Below are 23,009 nucleotides of genomic sequence, written 5' to 3'. Positions count from 1 at the left end.
CCAGCGGCACCCGACCCGCGTGGGCCATTGACAGACCTGACGCGTGTCAACACTGTTGACCCCGTGTGGCGCAGAGCACAGCAGGTGGCCCCGGACGATCGCTTCGCCGGCAGCCAGGCAGTCGTGACCGGGGGCGGGTCGGGGATCGGCGCCGCCCTGGTCCGGGCGCTGGTCGACGCGGGGGCGCACGTCGTCGTCGCCGACCTCGACGAGGTGGCGGCGCAACGGGTGGCCGACGAGGTCGTCCGGCGGGCCGGCGTCACCGGCACGGCCCGGGCGGTGCGGCTCGACGTGACCGACGCGGCCGCGGTGCAGGCCGCCGTCGACGAGGTCGTCTCGCGCGCCGGCCGGATCGATCTGCTCTTCAACAACGCCGGCATCACCTTCGGCGGCGAGACCGAGGACCTCACGCTCGCGCACTGGGACGCGATCATCGACGTCAACATCCGCGGCGTCGTGCACGGGGTCGCCGCGGCGTACCCGCACATGGTCCGCCAGGGCGCCGGCGGCGCCGCGTGGGGCGGCCACATCGTCAACACCGCCTCGATGGGCGGGCTGATGGCGGCCGGGTTGATCACCAGCTACGTCACCACCAAGCACGCCGTCGTCGGGCTGTCGCTGGCGCTGCGCACCGAGGCGGCCGCCAAGGGCGTCGGCGTCACCGCGCTGTGCCCGGCCGCGGTCGAGACGCCGATCCTCGAGAAGGGCCACCTGGGCCGGTTCCACGGGCGCGACTACTACCTCAAGGGCCAGGGCGTACGCCGCCCGCTGGACCCCGACGTGCTGGCCGCCGAGGCCCTCGCCGCCGTCGCCGCGGACCGCCCGCTGCTGGTCACGCCGCGTCCCGCACGGGTCGCGTGGCGCGTCGGTCGCGCGGCCCCCGCCTTCGCCAACCGGGCCGCGACGCGGTTCGTCGCCAAGCAACGCCGGCTCCAGGCCCGGCGCGCCCGCAAGCAAGGAGCAGCCGCATGAGCACCAGCCCCTCCCCCGCCGACCACGCCGAGGACCACGCCGGCCACGCCGAGCAGCCCGGGAGGCCCGTCGCGCTCGTCGTCGGCGGCGGCTCGGGCCTGGGCGCGGCGACCGCGACCGCGCTGGCGGCGGCCGGCCACACGGTGGTGACCGGCGACCTCGAGGGGGCCGGCGCCGACCTCGTGGTCGACGTGACCGACGAGGCGACGGTCGCGGCGGCGGTCGACACGGTCGTCGCCGAGCACGGCCGGCTCGACGTGGTGGTCAACAGCGCCGGGGTGAGCACGTTGATGCAGGTCGTCGACCACGACGTGCAGGAGTTCCGCCGGGTCGTCGACGTCGACCTGGTCGGCGGGATGCTCGTCATCAAGCACGCGGCCCGGGTGATGACCGCGGCCGGCACCGGCGGGTCGATCGTCTCGATCGCCTCGCTCAACGCCCGCCAGCCGGGCACCGGCATGGCGGCGTACTGCTCGGCCAAGGCGGGCCTGGCGATGCTCACCCAGGTCGCCGCGCTCGAGCTCGGGCCGCAGGGCGTCCGGGTCAATGCGGTCTCCCCCGGCCTGGTCGTGACGCCGCTGACGGCGCCGGCGATGGACATCCCGGGCGTGCGCGAGGACTACCTCGACAACACCCCGCTGGGGCGGCCGGGCACGCCGGAGGAGGTGGCCGAGGCGATCGTCTACCTCGCGACCGCGCGCTGGCTGACCGGCGAGGTGCTGGACCTCAACGGCGGGGCGCACCTGCAGCGCTACCCCGACCTGGTCGGGCACGTGACGCGGGCGTTCGGGTGAGGGCCCCGGTGGGCGTCCGCTTCCCCGAGCTGGCCTGCTACGGCCTGGCCGGCCACACCGACCAGCCGCGCGACCTGCTCGCCGAGGCGCGGCTGGCCGAGGAGCTCGGCCTGGGCTCGGTGTTCCTCTCCGAACGGTTCAACCTCAAGGACGCCGGCGTGCTGGCGGGCGCCGTCGCGGCCGCGACCGAGCACATCGGCATCGCCACCGCGGCGACCAACCACAACACCCGCCACCCGTTGGTCACCGCGACACTGGCGACGACGGCGCACCGGCTCTCGGGCGGCCGCTACGCCCTCGGCCTGGGGCGTGGGTTCGCCGCGCTCTTCGACGTCATGGGGCTGCCCCGGGTGACCGGCGCGCAGCTCGAGGACGTCGTCGGGATCTACCGCTCGCTGTGGCGCGGCGAGGCCGTCCTGGGCCACGAGGGGCCGGCCGGGTCCTACCCCTACCTCAACCAGGACCCCTCCTTCGACGAGCACATCCCCGTGCTGATGACCGCCATCGGCCCCCGGTCGCTCGCGCTCGCCGGGCGGCTCGCCGACGGCGTCGTGCTGCACACGTTCCTCACCGATGAGGCGCTGGCCCGCTCGGTCGCGACGATCCGCACCTCCGCCGAGCAGGCCGGTCGCGACCCCGCCTCCGTGCGCGTCTGGGCGGTGCTCGCGACGATCGAGGACTCCCTGCCCGAAGAGCTACGGCTGCGCAAGCTGGTCGGCCGGCTCGCGACCTACCTCCAGGGGTACGGCGACGTGCTGGTCGCCGCCAACGGCTGGGACCCGGCCGTGCTCGAGCGGTTCCGTGCCGACCCGCTCGTGCAGGGCTACCCCGGTGCGTTCGACGCGATCGGGACCGTCGAGCAGCTGACCTACCTGCGGGACGAGGTGCTCCCCGCGGAGTGGCTCGCCGCGTCGGCCACCGGCTCCGCGGAGCAGTGCGCCGCCCGCGTGGTCGAGCAGCTCGCGATCGGCGCCGACTCGGTCGTGCTCCACGGGGCCACCCCGGCCGAGCTGGCGCCCGTCCTGGCGGCGTACTCCTCGGTCCGCGCGGTGACCCGCGACCTCCCCACCAACCCGGGATGGATGGCATGAACGCACCCATGATCGACACCGCCGACGAGATCACCCCCGCGTGGGTCGGTGCGGCGCTCGGCGCCGTGCCCGGCTCGGTGCACGTGACGCCGGTCGGCTTCGGCCAGATCGGCTCCTGCCTGCGCGTGGCGCTCACCGGCACGGGGCTGCCGGCGAGCGTGCTGGTCAAGCTGCCGACCGCCGACGCCGGCACCCGCGGCATGCTGGCCGGCGCCTACCGCTCGGAGGTGCGCTTCTACCGCGAGCTCGAGCCGACCGTCGCCGTCGACGTGCCCGCCTGCCACCTCGCCACCGACGTCACCGACGACGGGCGCTTCACGCTCGTCCTGGAGGACCTCGCTCCTGCCGAGCAGGGCGACCAGCTGCTCGGCGGGACGCCGCAGCAGGTGCTTGGCGCGGCCGAGAACCTCGCCGGGCTGCACGGGCCGCGCTGGTGCGACCCGGCCCTGCTCGACCTCGGCTGGATCACCCTGCAGGACGCCGACGGCGCGGACCTGCTCGCGGAGGTCTACCCGTCGGCGGTCGGCGCCTTCCTCGACATCACCGGCCCGCTGATGACGGCCGAGGCCGCGGCGACCGTGCGCGCCACGCTGCCGCTGGTCCGGGACTGGTCCCTGGCGCGGGCGGAGCGGTTCGGGATCGTCCATGGCGACTACCGCCTCGACAACCTGATGTTCTCCCCCGACCCCGCCGTGCCCGTGAAGGCGGTCGACTGGCAGACGCTCAGCCTCGGGCTGCCCGCCAAGGACCTGGCCTACCTCGTCGCCACCAGCCTCGACCCCGGCGCGCGCCGCGAGCACGAGCGGTCGATCGTCGCGGCGTACCACGCGCGCCTCGTCGAGCACGGCGTCACCGACCACTCGCTGGAGGAGTGCTTCGAGGACTACCGGTTCGCGATGCTCCAGGGGATCCTCGTGTCGGTCTTCGGCTGTGCGTACGGCGCCCGCACCGACCGCGGCGACCGGATGTTCGCCGTCATGGTCGAGCGCACCGCCGCCGCCGTGCGCGACCTGGGCACCCTCGACCTGGTCTGAGCGAGGTCGGGTCATCGGCGGGTACGTCGGCGGCGACTGCTCGGCCCGATGAGTCCCCGCCGACGGGCCGGTCATCCCTGCATGACACGGATCGTCGCCGACATCTCCGTCTCCCTGGACGGCTTCGTCACCGGACCGGACGCTGGGCTGGACAACGGGCTCGGCACGGGCGGGGAGCCCCTCCACGCCTGGGCGTTCTCCGACGACCCCGACGACGCCCGCGTCCTGCAGGAGGCCACCTCCCGGTCCGGCGCGGTCGTGCTCGGGCGGAACCTCTTCGACGTGGTCGACGGCCCGGGCGGCTGGGACGAGGACGTCGGGTACGGCGCCCGCGAGGCCACCCGCCCCGCCTTCGTCGTCGTCACCAGCACGCCACCGGCGTCGGTGCGGCTCCGCGACCACGACTGGACCTTCGTCACCACCGGCCTCGCGGACGCCGTCGACGCCGCCCGCCGAGCGGCTGAAGAGGCGTCCGCAGCGGCCGGCCGGCCGCTCGACGTCGTCCTGATGGGTGGCGGCGCCCTCGTCGGCTCGGCCCTCGCCCTGGGCCTCGTCGACTCGCTGTCCCTCCACCTGTCGCCGGTGGTGCTCGGCGGAGGTACGCCGTTGTTCGTCAGCGGCGCGCGGCGCGAGCTGACCCAGCGACGGGTGGTCGCCACGACCACCGCCGTGCACGTCACGTACGACGTGGTGGCGGGCTGACCGGGTTCCTGCTCCCCGGACTCAGGGGCGGAAGGCGGGCAGCGGCGGGTCGAAGGCGAAGCGGGTGTACGGCGGCTCGGCCGTCTCGTCCTGCGGCCACCGCGAGGTCCCGGTGTGCACCTCGCCGTCGAGCGTGAGCCGCACCGTGTAGGTCACCGCCCTGCCCGTCAGCCGCTCGAGCTCGGCCAAAGCGAGCTCCCGGCCGTGGAAGGACAGCGAGCCCTCCCGCGCGCACCGGGACCGCTGCCGGACCAGCGGGACGGTCACGGAGTGCCCCGCCCCGTCGGTCACCGTCCAGGTCCCCGTCGCCCGCGCCGGCGTGCGCGCGAGATCCGCGACGTGCAGCTCCGGCCCGCCGTACGGCGCCACCCGCTCGCCGTCGTCGTCGGTGAACAGGGAGCCGGTCGCCGTCGGGTCGGGCACGGACCCGACGGTCGGCGTGGTCCACCGCACCGACGTCACGGCGTCCCCGCCCTCGGGCCCGCGCCCGAACACGTCGATGCGCCACTCCCCTCGCCGCCCGACCGGGTCGACGCGGAAGACCCGGTCGCTCACGGCCGTGGCACGCACGGTGGTGCTGCGCCCACCGCACTCGTCGTCGACGGGGTTGAAGCTCACCCAGTGGAACCGCCACCCGGGGTAGTCGAGGGCGAAGTACAGCGCGTCCGGCGAGCCGACGGACGGAACCTCGTTGCCGAGACCGGGCGCGCCGTCCCAGCAGCCGTTGCCGAGGCAGGCCGTCCACGGCTCCTCGTCGACGACGCGTCCGTCCTGGGCCAGGAAGTGGAAGATCGGGGTGCCCCACCGGAAGTCGTCCGGGGCGGCTGCAGGGCCCGGCTCCAGCGCCTCGACGGCCTCCTCGTCCTTGGCATCGGTCGGCGATGCGGTCGGCGGCGTGGTGGGCGCGGTGGTCGTGGGTGCCGGGGCACCGGGGGTGTCCGCGGTGTCCGGCTCCGGCGACGTGCCGCAGGCGGCGACCGGCGTCGTCAGGAGGACGAGCAGGACCAGCAGCCGGCGGATGCGCATGGCGCTGGGACGACCGCCTCGGCCGGACGGTTCCCGCTCGGGTTCCCGCCACAGGTGGACCGTGCGCGCCGGGAGCCCCCGGGGCCGTCGCCGGCTACGACCCGTGCCGGGTCTCCGGAACGTGCTGAGTGCTCGTGCTCAGGCGCGCAGCCCGGGACCTCCCTAGCGTCACTCGGGTGAGGAAGCAGGAGCCCGTGGCGGCGGGCGTGCTAACGGCCGGTGCCGCGTTGGTCGGCCTCGGGGTCGCATCGACGTACGCCGTCCTCCGCGAGTACGCCGACGTGTGCGGCGGAACGACGGCTGCAGAGCAGGTATGGGTCGGCGGAGCCGGCATCGGTCCCCTGACGGCGGTATCAGCACTCGGCGCCGCGGTGATCGTCGTTGCGCTCACCCGACGTCCGTGGTTCCGCCTAGCCGCGACGGGCCTGCTCATGATCGCCCTGCTGGGCGCCACTGCGGCCGGCGCCATGGCAATCGCTGAGAAAAGGGCGACCTTCGATCGTCGTCCGTCCCAGTACGGCGGCTGCGCCGGCTATACCTCGAACAGCTGGAGGGCCGCCATAGCGCGTGCGGACGCGCGGCCTGCTCGGGTACGTGGCCGAGTTCCCGACGGTGGCGCAAGATCGTCGGCATGGAGATCGCAGACGCCCTCGCCGCCGTACGCCGCAACCACCAGGCCGTCCTGGTGACCGTGAAGCATGACGGGAAGCCGCAGCTGTCGAACGTCCTCGCCGGGGTCGGTGACGACGGCCTGATCCGGGTGTCGATCACCACCAGCCGGGCGAAGTACGCCAACCTGCGGCGGACGCCGTGGGCGGCGGTGCACGTCAACGGCGACAGCTTCTGGTCCTACGCGGTCGTCGAGGGCGACGTCAGCCTCTCCGAGGTCGCGGCGGATCCGCACGACGCGGCCACCGACGAGCTGGTCGAGCTCTACCGCTCGCTGGCCGGAGAGCACGACGACTGGGAGGCCTACCGCGCCGCGATGGTGCAGGAGGGGCGGGTGGTCGTGCGGGTCACGCCCACCCACGCCTACGGCCTGCTGCGCTGAGCGAGCGCCCGCCTGGTCCACCCCGTCGTCGACGCCCTCGACGCGGCAGATCCGGGCGAGCGTGGTCGCCCGTATCGCCATCGACCGGATGGCCGAGCCGACAGCGACATGATGGGCAGCCGAGGTGGTGGAAAACCTAGCTGCCCGCGCTTGCCCCGCGAAGGGCGGCTACCGCAGCGTGCGGATCGGGCGCAGTGACCGTCACAGTGCGGCCACTGTGTAGACGCAGTCGCAGGGCGGGTCCGCTGCGCACCGTGCACACTGTTCTCCACGGTGTCCACCACAGGCCGTAGCTCACGGCCCACCAAGGGATGGTGGCGATGGTGGCTTCTGCGATGTCGTCGAGTCGGTAGCTTGCGCGAGGCCAGCCGGCAAGACCCCAGTAGAAGCTCACGCCCTGCCGTCCGCAGGTGACGCGCACGTCGGAGGCTGTCGCTACCTCTGCCAGCAGGCCGATCAGGGCCAACAGTGCGACGAGCGCGACGGTGGTGTCGACCGAGCTCGTAGCGGTGAGTCCCAGGAGCGGAACGAGCAGCAGGCCGCTGACGACGACGCCCAGCCAGTTGGTCGCACGTCCGGTGTACACGGTGGCAGTCATGACAGCTCCTCGACCAGGTTGATGACGTCGGACGCTCCTAGCCCGTACCGCTTGGCCAGGTCGATGGTTTCTCTCACCGCGTCACGGACGGGGGCGAGGTCGTTCGCTTTGGCCTTCGCTGCGATGCGCGCGCCGCGTCCACGCCGGAACTCCAGGACGCCGGCGTCTCGAAGCTGTCGATAGCCGGCCAGGACGGTATTGCGGTCCACAGACAGCGCTGCCGCCAGCTCAGCGGCAGGCGGCAGTTGTTCGTCAACGGAGAGCTCGCCTGTGTTCAGGCCACGGACGATCGAGGCGGCTACCTGGTCTTGGAGGCGCTGGGGTGAAGCATGGTCGATCGTCCACTTCATGATACTGATCGTACTAGCACCATACCTATTTGCCTAGGTCGGAGCATGCGCTTGACCCGTACGCGGGCATGGCAGGTCCTGCGCGTCTTCAGCATGTGCGGGTGCGGAAAGCGGCAGATCCGGTCACTCTGGCCGAAGTGCGCCGACCGCTTCGGCCAGACCTGGTGGTTCGTCGACCGACTACCAGAAGTCCGTCGGGCGAGGAGTTTGCGCAGGTCGGCGGGTCCCCGGTCGGCACTTCGGGTAGTCCGTCGACGACAGCGGCCCGCCCACGGTCGATCAGGGACGTGCAGACCTGTCCGACTTGGTCGTGGGGCCCCGCTGTCACCCGTTCGTGCAGCAGACCCTCATCGGCATGAGCGGACATGGAGCTGTCACCGATAGGCGGCGGCGTGACGCACCTTCGATTGGAGTCACTCAATGCGGCACGCTGATGCGTTGGCACGAGCGAATACGTGCAGCCAAGTACGGCTCGTGGCGGAGGCTGTCAGTCGGTGCATTGTGGGGGCGAGCCGGCCGGAGGACGCTTAGCGGATGACCGCTCCGCCGCCCACACGTCCTGGAGCGGGACCTGATGAGTCGCGGCCCGCACTGTTCACGGCGGCCTTTGTACGGCTGTCTCTCGCAGACCTCGTCTACTTCAGTGCGACCGGCGTTGCGATCTACGCCCTGCCTGCCTATGTGACTGGACCCGTCGGCTCCGACGAGGCGGCCGCCGGGCTCGCCTTCGGTGCGTTCGCGGTCACCGCCCTTGTGTTACGCCCCTTCGCGGGCAGGCTCAGCGATACGCGAGGGCGGCGCCCGCTCCTGGTGGGAGGGGCCTTGCTCGCCTCGGTCGCGATGTTCCTGACCGCGTTCGCGGAGACAGTGCCACTGATCGTCGCTCTCCGGCTCCTCTTCGGTGCGGCCGAGGCTGCCTTCTTCGTCGCCTCGTTTGCCGCGCTCGCTGACCTCGCCCCGGCGACCCGGATGGGGGAGGCATTGAGCTACAACTCGCTCGGCCTCTATCTCGGGCTGACGCTGGGACCGCCGCTCGGCGAACTTCTGGTCAGCACTATCGGCTTCACCGGAGCGTGGTACGGCGCCGCCGCGCTCCTGGTGATCGCAGCTGCAGTGGTCTCGAGCATCGGTGAGACACGCGCGCCGAGCGAGGCGCCCGAGGCGAAGGCCCCGCTGATTCACCGTCCAGCGCTTCCCGCCGCCCTGGGTCTGCTCACGTCGATCCTCCCTGTGGGCGGCTTCCTCGCGTTCGCCGCTCTCTATGCCCGGGACGTCGGCGTCGCTAGCTCGAGCCTGCCGCTGGCCGTCTACGGATTGGTCGTCGTGGTGTGCCGGGTCGCGTTCGCGAAGGTTCCGGACCGGCTGCCGGCGCTTCCGCTCGGAGCTGTCTCGCTGCTCGTGATCGGCGTCGGGCTGGGACTCCCTGCTGTGTCCGCGACACCGACGGGGCTGCTGATCGGGGCGGCTCTGATGGGACTGGGCGTCAGCTTCAGCACCCCTGCGTTCTTCACCGCGATCTTCGCGACCGCGTCCGCGTCACAGCGTGGTGCAGCCTCAGGCACGGCCTCTGCCATGCTCGACGTCGGTCTCGGCGGAGGTCCGATCATCCTCGGTCTCGTTGCGGAGAGCCTCGGCATCAATGGGGCATTCGGTGTGGGTGCCGCAATTGCACTGACGGGCTGCCTGTGGACCTTGGCCCTGGCCCGTCGGCTGACGACAGCGTGATCGAGCCGCGGGGATAAGCAGATCCGCGAGACTCGCGGCTACCGAGCACGTTTCTCCCAGAGGATCGGTGTCTGTACGGCGCCGGCACGCGGCGAAGTGTGACGGGCGCCCACCACCATCGATGAGCGGCAACGCGCCCTTCAGCGCGCCCGCAGCTCCGCGACCGGCCTGTACGCCGCGTCGGCGGCAAGGGCTTCCAACGGTGAGCCGGCGTCGGCGATGACGACGGCGACCCGGGCGTCGCGGGCGGCGGCGTCGACGCCGAGCTCGACCAGCTCCTGGGCCGAGGCGGCCTTGCCGATGACGGCGATCGGGCCACCGGGATCGTGGAAGGGCGGGGCCGGGGCGAGGGAGTAGCCCGGGCGCGGGGCGGCCAGGTTGGCGGCGACCGCGAGGGTGACGGGCAGGTCGCGGACCCACCAACGGCCGGTGACGGCGAGGCCGGCGGCGTCGGTCGCAGCGATCCGCACCTCGTCGGCGAGTGGGGTGAAGACGCGCACCTCCCCCGCGTCGGCCGGCACGCTGGTCAGCAGCCGGGCGAGCGCATCGGGGTCGTCGCCGGCGGACTCCAGGTGGTCGACGACCACGCCGGCCCCGCGGCGTACGCCCAGGAGGACCGCGTCGTCGGTGCCGAGGCAGACGGCGTCGGGCGCGGCCAGCATCCGCTCCGCCATCGCTCGGAGCACGGCGGGCGCCTGCTCGGCGGGTCGCCACAGCCGCGGCGCCCAGGCCGCGGTGCGGGTGAGGCGACGCTCGAGGAGCGCGACGACCCGGTCGAGGTCGGCGAGGGTGAGCGGGCGGACGGCGGTCGCAGCGCTCAGGACTGCTCCCCCGGCTGCTCCGCCCGGTCGGCCGCGCGCGCGGCGCGACGGGCCGCCTTGGCGATGGTGTCCTCGACGATCGAGTTGAGGCGGGCCCCGTTGGGCCAGCCGGCGTAGTGGCTCACGAACACCACGATCTCACGCAACGCCTCGTCGTCGAGCTCCCCGTTGGCGTGGGCGGCCGGCACCTGGATGCCGAGCACGTCCGCGGCGCCCTGGCCGGCGAGCATGCCGATGAGCAGCAGCCGCCGGTCGCGGTCGGAGAGGCCGGGGCGGGTCCAGATCTCGGCGAAGAGGTGGTCGGCGGTGTAGCGGAAGAAGTCGCCGTCGCCGTCGGACATCTCGAAGCCGTAGACCTCCTCCATCTTCTCCAGCCCGCGCCGGCGGGTCTCGGGGAGGTGGTCGAACTTGGCGGTGCGGTCCTCGTTCACAGTCCCAGTCCCTTCCTCAGCCGCTGCTCCGCGAGCCGCGCGAGCGGTACGTCGACACCGAGCTCGTCCGCCAGCGCGACGGCGAACCCGAGGTCCTTCTCCCCCAGCGCCGCCACGTGGGAGAACACCCCGTGCCAGAAGTCGTCCGGCGCGATCGACGCCGCGGTCTCCCGGTGCATGATCGCGCCCGGCCCGCCGGTGATCGCGTCGGTGTGGCGCACGACGTCGCCGAGCGCCTTGAGGTCCAGCCCGGCGGCCTCGGCCAGCCGCTGCGCCTCGGTGGCGGCGGTGAACGACACGAAGTGCATGAGGTTGCGCGCCAGCTTGAAGCGCGTGCCCGATCCGACCGGTCCGGTGTGCACGACCTTGGTGCCCATCGCCTCCAGCGCGGGCCGGGCCGCCGCGAACGCCTCGTCCTCCCCGCCGACCAGGATCGCGAGTGTGCCGTCGGCGGCGCCCATCGGGCCGCCGCTGACCGGCGCGTCGAGGAGCCGTACGCCGGAGCGCGCGGCGAGGTCGGCCAGCTCACCGGGGGTGCCGGGGGCGACCGTCGAGTGGACGACGACCACCAGACCGCCGCGCGCGGTGGTCAGCGCCTCGTCGAGCACCGCGCGCACCTGGTCGTCGTCGCGGACCATCACGCACAGCACGTCGACGGCGGCGGCCAGGTCGGCCACCGACCCCGCGACCTTCGCCCCGGCGGCCTCGAGCTCGGCCAGCGGCCCCGGCGCGACGTCGTACACGTGGACGTCGAGGGCCTCCGCGGCCGCGAGCCGGAGCGCCATCGGCTTGCCGATGTTGCCCAGGCCGACGAAGCCGATGACCGACCCGGCAGCGGCCTCAGCCACGGAACGTCTGCCCGCCGTCGACGGCCAGGATCTGACCGGTCACCCACGAGGCCTCGTCGGAGAGCAGGAAGACGCAGGCGCCGACCATGTCCTCGGGCTGGCCCATCCGCTTGATGGCCAGCGACTTCACCAGCTCCTTGGACGCGCCGCCGGCCTGGGTGCGCGTGGCCTCGGTGTCGGTCGGGCCGGGCGCGATCGCGTTGACCCGGATGCCCATGCCGCCGAGCTCGTGGGCGAGCTGCTGGGTCAGACCGTTGACGCCGACCTTGGCGAGCCCGTAGAAGCCGGAGTAGAGGTAGGCCGCCGTCGAGCTCTGGTTGACGATCGAGCCGCCGCCGCGCTTCTGCATCTCGGGGTAGACCGCGCGGGTCATCACGAGCGCGCCGTCCATGTTCACGCTCATGAACTTCCGGTAGTAGTCCCAGTCGACACTGATCAGCAGGTCGAACTGCATGTCGCCGTAGATCGCGGCGTTGTTGACCAGCCCGTCGATGCCGCCGTACCGCTCGACCGTCGCCGCCACCAGCGCCGTCGCGTCCTCGTGGGAGGAGACGTCGGTGCGCACGAAGATGCCGCCGACGTCCGCGGCGACCTTCTCGCCGGCCTCGGCGTTGAGGTCGGCCACGACGACCGACGCGCCCTCAGCGGCCAGCGCCCGGGCGTACGCCTCGCCGATGCCCTGCGCCGCGCCGGTCACGACGACGACCATGTCCTGGAGTCTGCTCATCTGGTCACCCCTACCTTTCGTCTCACTGGGTTTCGAGACGGCTCGCGTCCGCCTCGCTGCGCTCCGCGCACGCCGAGCCTCCTCAACCTTCGCCCGTGACCGTGGCCACGGGCTCCGCCCGCGGCCACGCGGGCTCGCTCAAGCTGGGAAGGCGAGGGTCTTGGTCTCGAGGTACTCCTCGAAGCCGGCGACGCCCATCTCCCGGCCGAGGCCGGACTGCTTGTAGCCGCCGAAGGGCACGTCGGGGCTGAACCACACGCCGCCGTTGACCGCGAGGGTGCCGGTGCGGATGCGGTCGGCGACGGCCTTGGCGCGCTCCAGCGAGCCGGAGTCGACCGAGCCGGAGAGCCCGTACGCCGAGTCGTTGGCGATCCGCACGGCGTCGTCGTCCCCGTCGTGCGGGAGCACGACGAGCACCGGCCCGAAGACCTCCTCCTGGGCGAGCCGCGAGGAGCTGTCGAGGCCGGCGACGACGGTCGGGGCGACCCAGTAGCCGGGCCGGTCGTCGAGGACGTGACCGCCGGTGGCGAACGTGCCGCCCTCCTCCTCGGCCAGCCGCAGGTAGGACTCCACCCGGTCCCGTTGGACCTGGGAGATCACCGGCCCGCAGATCGCGCCGGGGTCGGACGGGTCCTTGACGCCGATCGACTCCATCGTCGCCGCGGCGACCTGCACCGCCTCGTCGTACCGGTCGCGCGGCACCACCAGGCGGGTGGTGATCGCGCAGCCCTGGCCGGCGTGGATGCAGGCCGTGAACGCCGTCGCGCCGGCGACCGCGGCCACGTCGGCGTCGTCGAGCGCGATCGCCGCGGACTTGCCGCCGAGCTCGAGGAAGACCTTCTTCAGCGTCGGCGCCGCTGCGGCCATGACCGCGCGGCCGGTGGCGGTGGAGCCGGTGAAGGAGACCATGTCGATGCGCGGGTCGCTGGCGAGCACCGAGGCCACCTCGTTGCTGCGCGGGGTGACGACGTTGAGCACGCCGGCGGGGATGTCGGTGCGCTCGGCGACCAGCCGCCCCAGCTCGGCCGCGACCCACGGGGTGTCGGGAGCGGGCTTGAGCACGACCGTGCAGCCGGCGGCCAGCGCCGGACCGATCTTGGCGAGGTTGATCTGGGTGGGGACGTTCCACGGGCTGATCGCCGCGACCACGCCGACCGGCTCGCGCCGCACGACCCGGCGCGAGGGGATCCCCATCGGCTTCGCGACACCGAGGTCGGTCTCGAACTCGTAGGACTCCAGCAGGTCGGTGACCCACCGCAGCCCGTCGACCGGTACGTCGAAGCCGGCCGCGCCCATCATGAAGCCGGGCATGCCGACCTCCGCGGTGGTCAGCGCCTTGAACGGCTCGGCCTCCTCCAGCAGCGCCGCGTGCAGCTGGCGCAGGCAGCGCACGCGCAGCGCCACGTCGGTCGACCAGTCGCTCTCGTCGAACGCCCGCCGCGCCGCCGCGATCGCCGCCTCGACGTCGGCCGCGGTGCCGTCGGGGGCGTGGCCGATGACCTCGCCGGTGGCGGGGCCCAGGACGGCGTACGTCGCGCCGTCGCTCGCCGGGACCAGCTTGCCGTCGATCAGCTGCTGGGCCGGCGGGTTGGTCAGCTCGGTCATGCGGTCGGCTCCGCGGCCCGCTCGGCCCGCTCGGTCGGCTGGGTCGGCTCCGGGCGGACGTGCTCACCGGCCTCGACCGGGGGCGGCCAGACCGGCGAGGGGATGTCGGCCAGGTGGTAGTGGCCGGGCACCCCGTGGCCGGAGACCTTCATCCGCGCCAGGAGCGTGTCGGGCGCCTTGCCGGACCTGAGGATCTCCATGAAGGTGTGCGCCGTCGACGGCATGTCGAACCAGTCGCGCTGCCAGGCGATCTTCAGCTGCCCGGCGTCGGCGCCGTCGGTCTGCCGCTCGATGCCGAACCACGAGCCGCCGATGCCGAGGATCTCGAACTCCTTGCCGGTGGCGTCGTCGACGATCCCCGAGCGCTGCTTCCAGAAGCCGACGACCATGCCGTTGGACTCGTCCATGACGGTGGCGACGTAGTCGTAGCGCCAGCCGTCGAAGCCGTCCATCTCGATGCCGATGGCCCAGTCGCGGATCTGGTCGCGGCCGACCGCCATGAAGTGCTCGTCGACGGAGTACATCCAGCCGTAGCTGGCGTCCTCGGCGTACTCCTCGGCGAGCAGCCGCCAGTCGGCCTGTCTCTCGGCCTGCCGGTTCACCGCCAGCCAGTGCTCCCAGAACTCCTCGAGCTCGGCGCGGGTCAGGTCGGTGGTGGTCCCGGTCATGGTCGGTCCTCTTCCTCGATGGCTCCGATGGCTCCGTCCTCGACGGACAGGGCGAAGGCGGGGCAGTACTTGACGGCCTGGGCGACGTCGGCCCGGCGGGAGGGGTCGGGGTGCTCCTCGAGCACGACGACGACGTCGGCGTCCTCGTCGAAGCCGAAGACGTCGGGCGCCTCCCCCTGGCACAGCTGGTGGCCCTGGCACAGGTCCAGGTCGGCGAGGACGCGCATCGTGCTCATCACGCCGTCACCGGCCCGGCCGGCGGCGGTAGCGCACCCGGCAGGGCTGCTCGAGCTGGATCACCATCTTGGTGAAGTCGTCGCGGTAGGAGTCCAGCGGCTGGGCCGCCTCGAACTCGAAGTCGCGCAGCACCACGGAGAAGATCGCCTTCATCTGCATCATCGCGAAGGCGTTGCCGACGCAGCGGTGCCGGCCGGCGCCGAACGGGATCCAGGTCCAGCGGTTCTGCAGGTCCTCCTGGCGCGGGTCGATGTAGCGGCCCGGGTCGAAGGTGTCGGCGTCGGGGAAGTCCTCCTCGATCCGGTTCGAGACCCGCGGCGACGACGCGACGACGGTGCCGGCGGGGATGGTGCGGCCCATCAGCTCGAAGTCCTCCTGGACCAGCCGCATCAGGATGATCAGCGGCGGGTGCAGCCGCAGCGTCTCCTTGAGCACCGACTCCAGCACCGGGATCGACCGCAGCGCCTGGAAGGACACCTCCACCGCGCCAGTTCCGTCTGGGTCGGCGTAGAGGTCGTCGAGCTCGCCGACCACCTGCGCCATCACGTCGGGGTGGCGCAGCAGCTCGATCATCGCCCAGGACGCCGTGCCGCTGCTGGTGTGGTGGCCGGCGAACATCATCGAGATGAAGATCCCGGTGATGTAGTCGGCCGACATCTCCAGCGAGATCAGCACGTCGAGCAGGTCGCGCTCCTCGCGCGGCACCGGCCCGCGCTCCACCCGCCGGTCGACGATGCCCTGCACGAGGGCGACGAGCTCCGCGCGGGCCGCGTCACGGCGGCGGAAGGAGTCGATGTCGGCGTACGCGTCGACGTAGGCGATGGCGTCCGTGCCGTGCTCGAGCTCGTGGTAGTGCTGGGCGAACTGCGCGTCGAGCTCCTCGCGGAACGGCTTGCCGATCAGGCACGCCGAGGTGGTGTAGATCGTCAGCTCGGCGAAGAAGTCCAGCAGGTCGATCTCGCCCTCGTCGCCCCAGTCGGCGACCATCCGGCGGATCTCGGCCTCGATCGTCTGCGCGTGGCCGCGCATCATGTCGCCGCGCAGCGCCTGGTTCTTCAGCATCTGCTGGCGCTCCTCGGGGCTGGCGTCGAAGACGACGCCCTCGCCGAAGATCGGGGTCATGAAGGGGTACGCCGCCGCCTGGTCGAGCGTGGCGTCCGGCGCGCGGAAGAACGCCTCGTTGGCCTCGGCGCCGGTGACGAGCACGACCTGCTTGTCGGCGAGCCGGAAGCGGCCGATGTCGCCGCACTCCTCGCGCACCCGGTGGAAGAGGCTCACCGGGTCGACGCGCATCTCGGGCAGGTGGCCGGTGCCGCGGATGATCTCCGGCACCTCCTCGCTGCGGTCGTCGAGGACGGTCGAGACCTCCGGGATGTCGGCCAGCAGGTCCTGCGGCGTGGTGGTCGTCATCGGGGGTCCTCCGCGGATCCGTCGGTGGGGGCTGCGTCGGTGGGGGCTGTGATGGGTGCTTCGGGGTTGACGTCGACCGGGCTGATGTGGACGCCGCGGGGCGCGCCGACCACGGTCGTGATCGCGTCGGCGATCGCGCGCGCCTTGAGGAAGTGGGGGTGGCGGGCCAGCCCGAAGCGCACCCACTGCTCCAGCACGAAGGCGGTGTCGTCGGCGTCCCAGTCACCGCCCATCTCGCTCCAGGTGGGGCCGGGCCGCACGATCGAGGCGCGCACGCCGGTCCCCTCGAGCTCCATCTGCAGCGACTCCACGAGCCCCTCCAGGCCCGACTTGCCGGCGGTGTAGGCCGACATGAACGGCCGGGCTCGGAGGGCCACGTCGGAGGAGACGAACAGGATGTCGCCGCGCCGGCGCTCGACCATCGCGGGCACGAAGGCGTGCAGCAGCCGGTAGGGGCCGACCAGGTTGACGTCGAGCTCGCGCGCGAACCGCTCGGTGCCGACCTCGAGCAGCCGGCCCGGGCCGACGAGGCCCGCGTTGCTGACGACGACCTCCACCTCGCCGAGGTCGGCGGCGACCTTCGCGGCGAAGTCGGCGACCGACTCGTCCGAGGAGACGTCGAGCGGGTGGGCCACGGCCTCCCCGCCGTCGGCGCGGATCGCGGCGGCGACCTCCTCGCACCGGTCCGTACGCCGCGCGCCGAGCGCGACCGGGAAGCCGGCCTCGGCCAGGGCGCGGGCGGTCTCCGCGCCGATGCCGGACGAGGCGCCGGCGACGACGGCCGGGCGCCGCTCGGGCTGGGCGTACCTGCTGGCGTTCATCGGGCGCTCACCTCAACCGGATGCGGGTCGGGAGCGAGGCGAAGCCGCGCACGCTCGTGGAGTGGACGCGCACCGCCGCGTCGTGGTCGACCTCGATGCCGCCCGCGACCCGCACGAGGTGGTCGAGCACGACCCGGGCCTCGAGGCGGGCGAGGTTGGCGCCGAGGCAGAAGTGCCGGCCCCCGCCGAAGCTGAGGATCTGCGAGAGCTCCGCGCGGTCGCGGTGCAGGTCGAAGACGGTGGGCTCGGTGAAGACCCGCTCGTCGCGGTTGGCCGAGCCGAGCAGGAGCAGGAGCTTCGACCCGGCCGGCGCGACGGTGCCGTGCAGGTCGAGGTCGCGCTTGAGGTGGCGGGCCACCATCTGGCTCGACGTGTCGTGGCGCAGCGTCTCCTCGATCCACGGCACCACCAGCCCGTCCGTCCCCGGGCCGGCGTCGAGCACGTCGGCGAGCTGCGCCGGGGTCGCAGTGAGGTGGTAGAGCACGTTGCCGAGCAGCTTGGTGGTCGTCTCGTTGCCGGCGACCACCATGAGGAAGAGGAACGCGATGATCTCGTCGTCGCCGAGCCGGTCGCCGTCCGCGCTGCCGTCGTCGATCCGGGCCTCGAGCAGCGCGGACGTGAGGTCCTCGCTCGGCCGCCGACGGCGCTCCGCGAGCATCTCGGCGTAGTAGCCGACCAGCGTCAGCGCCGCCTCCATGCCGGCGGCCGGCACGTCGTGGACGCCCTCCTCGCGGTGGACCACCAGGTCCGCCAGGCGGCGTACCTCGTCGCGGTCGGCCTGCGGCACGCCCATCATCTCGGAGATGACGTCCATGGGGAGCTTGCCGGCGAAGGCCGTGATCCAGTCCAGCTCGACCTCGTCGCCGCTGCCCGCGCCGTCGAGCGCGAGCCCGAGGTAGTGCTCGGCCAGCGCCTGCACCCGCGGCTCGAGCTCGCGGACCCGGCGCGGCGTGAACGCGCGGGAGACCAGCGAGCGCAGCCGCGACTGGTGGGGAGGGTCCATCGCGAGGAACGACATGACCTTGTGCGCGTGCGGCCCCCAGGCGCTCTTGTCGAGCGAGACCCCCATCGCGTTGGAGAACGTCTCGTCGTCGCGCACCGCGGCCGCCACGTCGGCGTGGCGGCTCAGCGCCCAGAAGTCGTGCTCGGCGTTGTGGTGCAGCGGGGACTCCGCGCGCAGCCGGGCGTACGTCGGGTAGGGGTCGTCGTGGAAGGCGTAGTCGTAGGGGTCGAGCACCGGGGGCGCGGCCGCCGGCTCCGCCGTGGTGGTCATGCGTGGCCCTCCAGGATCGCGGCGACGACGGCGTCGAGCCGCTCGCCCATGTCGGTGTAGGTCAGGACGCCCATGCCGGCCTGGAGCAGCGCCCCGGAGAACGCCAGCACCAGCGCCTCCAGCACCGCCGGGTCCGGCTGCTCCCCCAGCGCGCGGGCGAAGCGGTCGAGGAACTCCCCGCCGATCCGCAGCCGCAGCCGCGCCACGTCGGCGTCCGAGCTCAGCAGCGCCGGCGTCACCGCTGCCGCCAGAGCCGGGCTGGCCGCGAGCCGCTCGGCCATCCGCCGCGTCACCGACTGCACGCGAGCGACGGCGTCCGCGCCCTGCGGCTCGTGGTCGGCGTCCTCGACCAGGGAGCGCCAGAACAGCTCGGCGAACAGGTGGTTCTTGGAGGCGAAGTAGGTGTACGCCGTCGCCGGCGACACCCCCGCCCGGCCCGCCACCGAGCGGATCGTCAGCGCCTCGTGGCCGACCTCGTCCAGCTCCTCGGCCCCGGCCGAGAACAGCCGCTCGACCGTCTCCGCACGCCGCCCCCCGAGCTCCTGTCGGGGGGCGTTGGACACGTAACTGGACACGTGTCCAACCTAGAACGTGTTCTTGTCCGGGTGCAACCAGTTCTGGACAACTGCCACTCGCCTACCCGCCACCGCTGGTTGAGGAAGGCGCGCAGCGCCTGTCTCGAAACCCGACCACCCGCTGGTTGAGGAAGGCGCGCTGGCGCCTGTCTCGAAACCCGGTGACCGTGGTTGCGGCCCTGCGCCCCTCACCGGGTTTCGACACGTCGGCGCTGGCGCGCCTCCGGCTCAACCAGCGGAAGGCGCCCCACCGCTGATTGAGGAAGGCGCGCAGCGCCTGTCTCGAAACCCGGTGACCGTGGTTGCGGCCCTGCGTCCCTCACCGGGTTTCGACACGTCGGCGCTGGCGCGCCTCCGGCTCAACCAGCGGGAGGGGTTTCGAGACGGTTGCTGCGCAACCTCCTCAACCACCCGAGGCGGTAGGGGTTTCGAGACGGTTGCTGCACAACCTCCTCAACCACCCGAGGCGGGACGGGGTCTCGAGACGGTTGCTGCGCAACCTCCTCGGCCATCCGAACCGAAGGTCAGGCGAGGGCGGGGGCGGCGGCGGGGGCGTAGGTGTGGCCACGCTCCTCGCGGACCCAGAGCTCGCCGTTGCCGGCGGTGGGGCCCTGGGCGATCAGCTCCCGCTTGACGACCTTGTTGGTGGCGGTGGCGGGGAGGTCGGGGGCGATGCGGACGTAGCGCGGCCAGGCCTTCGGCGACAGGTCGGGCTGGTCGGCGAGGAACGCCTCGAGCTCGGCCGGGGCGAGGGTGGCGTCGTCCTGGAGGACGATCGCGGCCATCACCTGGTCGCCGACGTTGCCGTCGGGGACGGCGTACACGGCCACCCGGTTGAGCTGCGGCAGCCGCAGCAGGATCCGCTCGATGGGAGCCGCGGCGAGGTTCTCGCCGTCGACGCGCATCCAGTCGGCGGTGCGGCCGGCGAGGTAGATCCAGCCGTCGGCGTCGCGGTAGGCGAGGTCGCCGGACCAGTACATCCCGTGGCGCATCCGCTCGTCGTTCGCGCCCTGGTCGTTGTAGTAGCCCTGGAAGTAGCCGGCGCCCTGGGTGTTGACCAGCTCGCCGACGGCGCGGTCGGCGTTGACGAGCGCGCCGTGCTCGTCGAACTGCGCGACCTCGCACTCGGCGACGGTCTCGGGGTCGTAGATGCCGACGTCGGGCATGCCCTTGCCGATCGACCCGGCGGGCGTGCCGGGCTCGCGCAGGATGATCACGGCGAGCTCGGTGGAGCCGAAGCCGTCCATGACGTCGCAGCCGAACCGCGTCGAGAACTCGTCGATGTCGCGGTCGCTGGCCTCGTTGCCGAACGCCACGCGCAGCGTGTTGTCGGCGTCGTCGGGCCGCTCGGGGGTGGCGAGCACGTAGGCGAGCGGCTTGCCGACGTAGTTCATGTACGTCACGCCGTGGCGGCGCACGTCGTCGAGGAACCGCGAGGCGGAGAACTTCGCCGGCACCATCGTCGCGCCCGCGCCGAGCGCCGGCGCCCAGCCGGCGACGACGGCGTTGGAGTGGAAGAGCGGCATCGACAGGTAGCAGACGTCGTCCGCGGTCAGCGAGAACCGGTCGACGAGGTTCATCCCGGAGAAGAGCACCATCAGGTGCGCCACCTGCACGGCCTTCGGGTCGCCGCTCGTGCCCGAGGTGAAGATCATCATGAAGGTGTCCATCGCCTCGACCTCGCGCAGCGGCACCAGCGGGCCGGCGCCGGCGATGAGCGCCGTGTGCTCCTCGGAGCCGATCTCGACGACCCGCACTCCCCCGAGGTCGGCTTGCGGGTCGAGGCCGTCGAGCAGCGGGCGGTGCTCGGCGTCGGTGAGCAGCACCTGGGCGTCGCAGCGTCGTACGTCGGAGGCGAGCCCGGCCCCGCGCCGGGTGGTGTTGATGCCGCAGAGCACGTAGCCGCCCAGCGCCGCCGCGGCCATCGACCGCAGCATGTCCGGGGTGTTGCCCAGCAGCACCGCCACGTGCACCGGCCGCTCGCGGTCGACGAGGCCCAGCATCGCCGAGGCCTCGGCGGACGCCTCCGCGACGTGCTCGCGCCAGGTCCAGCTCCGGTCGCCGTACCGGATCGCGACGCCGTCGTCCTCGGCGCGCTCCCGGACCAGCTGCTGCACGTTCTCCGCCATGCCTCTGCCTCCCTCGTGCCGGGCGTGTGACCCGGCTCACTCGACACGCGTCAAGATGGCGGGGTCCTGGCCTCCCGTCAACCGGTTCGGCCACATCCGCCGGAGTCTTGTCCCGGCTGGCCGGACCGGGTGTCAACACTGTTGACACCCCCGCGGCGGTGGCCGACGATGCCCGCATGACCAGCCGGTACGCCGACCTCTCGCGCGCCCAGCTCGCCACCCTCGTCCCCGAGCTGCTGCTCATCGGGCAGCTGATCGACCGGTCGGGCATGGCGTGGTGCATCGCGGCGTTCGGCCGCGAGGAGATGGCGCAGATCGCGATCGAGGAGTGGGCGGCGGCCTCGCCGATCTACACCCGGCGGATGCAGCAGGCGCTGGGCTACGCCGGCCCGCCCGACGAGGGCGACGTGGTCACGATCTTCAAGGGGCTGCAGCTCGACATCGGCGCTCCCCCGCAGTTCATGGACTTCCGCTACACCGTCCACGACCGCTGGACCGGCGAGTTCCACCTCGACCACTGCGGCGCGCTGATGGACGTCGAGCCGATGGGCCCGGACTACGTGCGCTCGATGTGCCACACCATCGAGGACCCGACGTTCGACGCCACCGCCGTCGCCACCAACCCGCGCGCGCAGGTGCGGCCCATCCACCGCCCGCCCCGGCTGCCGGCCGACCGCAACCCGCACTGCGCGTGGACGGTGCGCATCGACCCCGCCCACCCGCCGGTCGCGGGCATACCGGCGCTCGCGGTCAACCAGCGCTCCCGCGCCGCCGGCCTCGAGCTGGACCCGGTCGACCCGCTCGACGACGGCGCCGCCGACTACAGCGGCCCCCTCGTCGACGACCTGGACTTCGCCGCGTTCAGCCACTCCGCGCTCGTCCGCATCGCCGACGAGGTCTGCCTGCAGATGCACCTGCTCAACCTGGCCTTCCTGCTCGCCCTGCGCGCCCGCACCGGCGACGACGAGGCCGGTCGCACCCAGGAGCGCACGATCGCCACCAAGCAGCTGGTCGGCATCGCCGGGGTCGCCGCCGACCGCATCCGCCGCGCGCTCGACCTGCCCGCGGACGCCGCCGGTGCGCTCGAGGTGCTGCGGCTCCACCCGCTCCTCAACCCCGCGGCGTACGTCGCCGCGTCGGTCGACCCCGCAGCCGGCTCGGTCTCGGTCACCCCGTCGGCAGCGCACGAGGACGGCGCCTGGATCGACCTCGTGGGGCCCGGCGTGACCGCCCCGCTGCAGGCGGCCGTGCGCGGCGTGAGCCCCTACCTCGACGTGGACGTCACCGGCTCGGCCGACACCTGGACTGCGACGATCCGCACGCTGGCCGAGCCGGCGCGCGAGCCCGACGAGGTGGCGGTGACGCGGATCAGCACGGGCGCGTCGTTCGCGTTCGAGCCGCGCCGCTCGCTGCCGATCTTCCCGGTGTCGGCGGCCCCGGCGTGAGCGCCACAGGTGGCGTGGCTGGCGGCGGGGCGGGCACCGGCTACGCCTCGATCTTCGTCCAGGAGGACGTCTCCACCGCCGAGGTCGACCGCCTCGAGGCGGTGCACGCGCCGCTGGCCGACAGCGTCCGCGACCTGGTCGCGGCGACGATCCAGACGTGCGTCGACGAGGACGAGGTCCGGGAGGTCCGCGCCGAGGTCGACGCGCTCGTCGCGCGGCTGCGCGCCCGCCGGATCGACGGCCCCGCGGGGGTGCGCTACAACGCCGAGGGCCGGTCGTGGAGCTGGGGCAACGCGGTGGTCGGCGAGCGCAACGCCGTGGCGCCGCCGCTGGACGTCGTGCGCGACCCCGACGACCTCGTCCACGCCGAGACGGTGCTGGGCGTGCAGTACGAAGGTCCGCCCGGCATGGTCCACGGCGGCGTCGGCGCGCTCCTGCTCGACCACGTCATGGGGGTCGCGGCGAGCGCCCGCAAGCGCGTCACGTTCACCGGCACGCTGACCATGCGCTACGTCCGCGCCACCCCGCTGGGACCCGTGCGCATCGAGGCCCGCGTCGACCGCGAGGAGGGCCGCAAGGTCTTCGTCGTCGCGACGCTCGCCGACCCCGACGGCGTCACCGTCGAGGCCCACGGCGTCTTCATCGTGCCCAGCTGGGCGGTCACGGACGCCTGAGG

General features: G+C 72.9%; 24 protein-coding genes. 9 read left to right on the top strand and 15 right to left on the bottom strand.

Annotated elements, in window-relative coordinates; translation table 11 throughout:
- The first annotated feature begins 84 nt into the window (after positions 1-84).
- The 5 genes from QWY29_RS18900 to QWY29_RS18880 all read left to right on the top strand — a co-directional run bounded on the left by QWY29_RS18900 (position 85) and on the right by QWY29_RS18880 (position 4,593).
- On the top strand, positions 85-972 hold the full coding sequence (locus QWY29_RS18900; protein ID WP_300962759.1) for an SDR family NAD(P)-dependent oxidoreductase: 888 nt from the start codon (positions 85-87) through the stop codon (positions 970-972).
- Positions 969-1,766 (top strand): SDR family NAD(P)-dependent oxidoreductase, encoded by a 798-nt coding sequence (locus tag QWY29_RS18895; RefSeq protein ID WP_300962758.1) that lies wholly within the window; start codon positions 969-971, stop codon positions 1,764-1,766. The genes QWY29_RS18900 and QWY29_RS18895 overlap by 4 nt, the downstream gene beginning before the upstream one ends.
- A complete protein-coding gene (locus QWY29_RS18890) occupies positions 1,763-2,857 on the top strand; it encodes a TIGR03857 family LLM class F420-dependent oxidoreductase (RefSeq protein WP_300962757.1) in 1,095 nt (364 codons plus the stop codon). The genes QWY29_RS18895 and QWY29_RS18890 overlap by 4 nt, the downstream gene beginning before the upstream one ends.
- Positions 2,854-3,891, top strand: coding sequence for a phosphotransferase family protein (locus QWY29_RS18885; protein ID WP_300962756.1), 1,038 nt, complete (start codon positions 2,854-2,856; stop codon positions 3,889-3,891). The genes QWY29_RS18890 and QWY29_RS18885 overlap by 4 nt, the downstream gene beginning before the upstream one ends.
- 81 nt (positions 3,892-3,972) lie before the next feature.
- Complete coding sequence (locus QWY29_RS18880) at positions 3,973-4,593, top strand: dihydrofolate reductase family protein (protein WP_300962755.1); 621 nt, start codon at positions 3,973-3,975, stop codon at positions 4,591-4,593.
- Between the two features lie 21 nt (positions 4,594-4,614).
- On the opposite strand, the gene QWY29_RS18875 is transcribed toward QWY29_RS18880, so the two are convergent.
- Complete coding sequence (locus tag QWY29_RS18875; RefSeq protein ID WP_300962754.1) at positions 4,615-5,619, bottom strand: hypothetical protein; 1,005 nt, start codon at positions 5,617-5,619, stop codon at positions 4,615-4,617.
- A 631-nt stretch (positions 5,620-6,250) separates the two neighbouring features.
- Between QWY29_RS18875 and QWY29_RS18870 the strand changes: the two genes are divergently transcribed.
- Positions 6,251-6,670 (top strand): PPOX class F420-dependent oxidoreductase, encoded by a 420-nt coding sequence (locus QWY29_RS18870; protein WP_300962753.1) that lies wholly within the window; start codon positions 6,251-6,253, stop codon positions 6,668-6,670.
- A 136-nt stretch (positions 6,671-6,806) separates the two neighbouring features.
- On the opposite strand, the gene QWY29_RS18865 is transcribed toward QWY29_RS18870, so the two are convergent.
- Both QWY29_RS18865 and QWY29_RS18860 read right to left on the bottom strand, forming a co-directional pair.
- A complete protein-coding gene (locus tag QWY29_RS18865; protein WP_300962752.1) occupies positions 6,807-7,268 on the bottom strand; it encodes a hypothetical protein in 462 nt (153 codons plus the stop codon).
- Positions 7,265-7,618, bottom strand: coding sequence for a GntR family transcriptional regulator (locus QWY29_RS18860; RefSeq protein ID WP_300962751.1), 354 nt, complete (start codon positions 7,616-7,618; stop codon positions 7,265-7,267). The genes QWY29_RS18865 and QWY29_RS18860 overlap by 4 nt, the downstream gene beginning before the upstream one ends.
- Before the next feature lie 534 nt (positions 7,619-8,152).
- On the opposite strand from QWY29_RS18860, the gene QWY29_RS18855 reads away from it, so the two are divergent.
- On the top strand, positions 8,153-9,343 hold the full coding sequence (locus QWY29_RS18855; RefSeq protein WP_300962750.1) for an MFS transporter: 1,191 nt from the start codon (positions 8,153-8,155) through the stop codon (positions 9,341-9,343).
- Between the two features lie 140 nt (positions 9,344-9,483).
- Here the strand turns inward: QWY29_RS18855 and QWY29_RS18850 are convergent, their stop codons facing one another.
- From QWY29_RS18850 to fadD1, 12 genes are all read right to left on the bottom strand, one after another.
- Complete coding sequence (locus QWY29_RS18850; RefSeq protein ID WP_300962749.1) at positions 9,484-10,029, bottom strand: hypothetical protein; 546 nt, start codon at positions 10,027-10,029, stop codon at positions 9,484-9,486.
- Between the two features lie 131 nt (positions 10,030-10,160).
- Complete coding sequence (locus tag QWY29_RS18845) at positions 10,161-10,595, bottom strand: carboxymuconolactone decarboxylase family protein (RefSeq protein ID WP_300962748.1); 435 nt, start codon at positions 10,593-10,595, stop codon at positions 10,161-10,163.
- Positions 10,592-11,443, bottom strand: a complete 852-nt coding sequence (locus QWY29_RS18840) for an NAD(P)-dependent oxidoreductase (protein ID WP_300962747.1) — start codon at positions 11,441-11,443, stop codon at positions 10,592-10,594. The genes QWY29_RS18845 and QWY29_RS18840 overlap by 4 nt, the downstream gene beginning before the upstream one ends.
- Complete coding sequence (locus QWY29_RS18835; protein ID WP_300962746.1) at positions 11,436-12,170, bottom strand: SDR family oxidoreductase; 735 nt, start codon at positions 12,168-12,170, stop codon at positions 11,436-11,438. The genes QWY29_RS18840 and QWY29_RS18835 overlap by 8 nt, the downstream gene beginning before the upstream one ends.
- Positions 12,171-12,308: 138 nt before the next feature.
- Complete coding sequence (locus tag QWY29_RS18830; protein ID WP_300962745.1) at positions 12,309-13,775, bottom strand: aldehyde dehydrogenase; 1,467 nt, start codon at positions 13,773-13,775, stop codon at positions 12,309-12,311.
- A complete protein-coding gene (locus tag QWY29_RS18825; RefSeq protein WP_300962744.1) occupies positions 13,772-14,443 on the bottom strand; it encodes a hypothetical protein in 672 nt (223 codons plus the stop codon). Before QWY29_RS18825 ends, QWY29_RS18830 begins: the two co-directional genes overlap by 4 nt.
- The gene (locus QWY29_RS18820; RefSeq protein WP_300962743.1) at positions 14,440-14,679 is read right to left on the bottom strand and encodes a ferredoxin; all 240 of its coding nucleotides are present in this window, start codon (positions 14,677-14,679) and stop codon (positions 14,440-14,442) included. Before QWY29_RS18820 ends, QWY29_RS18825 begins: the two co-directional genes overlap by 4 nt.
- A 7-nt stretch (positions 14,680-14,686) precedes the next feature.
- Positions 14,687-16,090 carry a cytochrome P450 gene (locus QWY29_RS18815; protein ID WP_300962742.1) on the bottom strand — a complete coding sequence of 468 codons (1,404 nt, stop codon included), beginning with the start codon at positions 16,088-16,090 and terminating at the stop codon, positions 14,687-14,689.
- Positions 16,087-16,911, bottom strand: coding sequence for an SDR family oxidoreductase (locus QWY29_RS18810; protein ID WP_300962741.1), 825 nt, complete (start codon positions 16,909-16,911; stop codon positions 16,087-16,089). The genes QWY29_RS18815 and QWY29_RS18810 overlap by 4 nt, the downstream gene beginning before the upstream one ends.
- Before the next feature lie 7 nt (positions 16,912-16,918).
- Positions 16,919-18,184, bottom strand: a complete 1,266-nt coding sequence (locus tag QWY29_RS18805) for a cytochrome P450 (protein WP_300962740.1) — start codon at positions 18,182-18,184, stop codon at positions 16,919-16,921.
- Positions 18,181-18,759 carry a TetR/AcrR family transcriptional regulator gene (locus QWY29_RS18800; protein WP_300962739.1) on the bottom strand — a complete coding sequence of 193 codons (579 nt, stop codon included), beginning with the start codon at positions 18,757-18,759 and terminating at the stop codon, positions 18,181-18,183. The genes QWY29_RS18805 and QWY29_RS18800 overlap by 4 nt, the downstream gene beginning before the upstream one ends.
- Before the next feature lie 524 nt (positions 18,760-19,283).
- On the bottom strand, positions 19,284-20,888 hold the full coding sequence (gene fadD1 / locus QWY29_RS18795; RefSeq protein WP_300962738.1) for a fatty-acid--CoA ligase FadD1: 1,605 nt from the start codon (positions 20,886-20,888) through the stop codon (positions 19,284-19,286).
- A gap of 176 nt (positions 20,889-21,064) precedes the next feature.
- On the opposite strand from fadD1, the gene QWY29_RS18790 reads away from it, so the two are divergent.
- Together QWY29_RS18790 and QWY29_RS18785 are read left to right on the top strand one after the other, a co-directional pair.
- A complete protein-coding gene (locus tag QWY29_RS18790) occupies positions 21,065-22,333 on the top strand; it encodes a hypothetical protein (protein ID WP_300962737.1) in 1,269 nt (422 codons plus the stop codon).
- A complete protein-coding gene (locus tag QWY29_RS18785; protein ID WP_300962736.1) occupies positions 22,330-23,007 on the top strand; it encodes a PaaI family thioesterase in 678 nt (225 codons plus the stop codon). The genes QWY29_RS18790 and QWY29_RS18785 overlap by 4 nt, the downstream gene beginning before the upstream one ends.
- Positions 23,008-23,009: the final 2 nt, after the last annotated feature.

This window comes from Nocardioides abyssi, from assembly GCF_030412915.1.
GTDB classification, from domain to species: Bacteria; Actinomycetota; Actinomycetes; order Propionibacteriales; family Nocardioidaceae; genus Nocardioides; species Nocardioides abyssi.
The sequence above is the reverse complement of the archived record's forward strand: the minus strand, read 5'-3'. Positions and strand labels throughout refer to the sequence as shown.

What these genes read in the sequence shown, in the direction of transcription:
- QWY29_RS18895 (WP_300962758.1), top strand. Translation starts at nt 969, where the DNA reads ATGAGCACCAGCCCCTCCCCCGCCGACCACGCCGAGGACCACGCCGGC.
- QWY29_RS18885 (WP_300962756.1), top strand. Translation starts at nt 2,854, where the DNA reads ATGAACGCACCCATGATCGACACCGCCGACGAGATCACCCCCGCGTGG.
- QWY29_RS18880 (WP_300962755.1), top strand. Translation starts at nt 3,973, where the DNA reads ATGACACGGATCGTCGCCGACATCTCCGTCTCCCTGGACGGCTTCGTC.
- QWY29_RS18875 (WP_300962754.1), bottom strand. Translation starts at nt 5,619, where the DNA reads ATGCGCATCCGCCGGCTGCTGGTCCTGCTCGTCCTCCTGACGACGCCG.
- QWY29_RS18870 (WP_300962753.1), top strand. Translation starts at nt 6,251, where the DNA reads ATGGAGATCGCAGACGCCCTCGCCGCCGTACGCCGCAACCACCAGGCC.
- QWY29_RS18865 (WP_300962752.1), bottom strand. Translation starts at nt 7,268, where the DNA reads ATGACTGCCACCGTGTACACCGGACGTGCGACCAACTGGCTGGGCGTC.
- QWY29_RS18860 (WP_300962751.1), bottom strand. Translation starts at nt 7,618, where the DNA reads ATGAAGTGGACGATCGACCATGCTTCACCCCAGCGCCTCCAAGACCAG.
- QWY29_RS18855 (WP_300962750.1), top strand. Translation starts at nt 8,153, where the DNA reads ATGACCGCTCCGCCGCCCACACGTCCTGGAGCGGGACCTGATGAGTCG.
- QWY29_RS18835 (WP_300962746.1), bottom strand. Translation starts at nt 12,170, where the DNA reads ATGAGCAGACTCCAGGACATGGTCGTCGTCGTGACCGGCGCGGCGCAG.
- QWY29_RS18830 (WP_300962745.1), bottom strand. Translation starts at nt 13,775, where the DNA reads ATGACCGAGCTGACCAACCCGCCGGCCCAGCAGCTGATCGACGGCAAG.
- QWY29_RS18825 (WP_300962744.1), bottom strand. Translation starts at nt 14,443, where the DNA reads ATGACCGGGACCACCACCGACCTGACCCGCGCCGAGCTCGAGGAGTTC.
- QWY29_RS18820 (WP_300962743.1), bottom strand. Translation starts at nt 14,679, where the DNA reads ATGAGCACGATGCGCGTCCTCGCCGACCTGGACCTGTGCCAGGGCCAC.
- QWY29_RS18815 (WP_300962742.1), bottom strand. Translation starts at nt 16,090, where the DNA reads ATGACGACCACCACGCCGCAGGACCTGCTGGCCGACATCCCGGAGGTC.
- QWY29_RS18810 (WP_300962741.1), bottom strand. Translation starts at nt 16,911, where the DNA reads ATGAACGCCAGCAGGTACGCCCAGCCCGAGCGGCGCCCGGCCGTCGTC.
- QWY29_RS18805 (WP_300962740.1), bottom strand. Translation starts at nt 18,184, where the DNA reads ATGACCACCACGGCGGAGCCGGCGGCCGCGCCCCCGGTGCTCGACCCC.
- fadD1 (WP_300962738.1), bottom strand. Translation starts at nt 20,888, where the DNA reads ATGGCGGAGAACGTGCAGCAGCTGGTCCGGGAGCGCGCCGAGGACGAC.
- QWY29_RS18790 (WP_300962737.1), top strand. Translation starts at nt 21,065, where the DNA reads ATGACCAGCCGGTACGCCGACCTCTCGCGCGCCCAGCTCGCCACCCTC.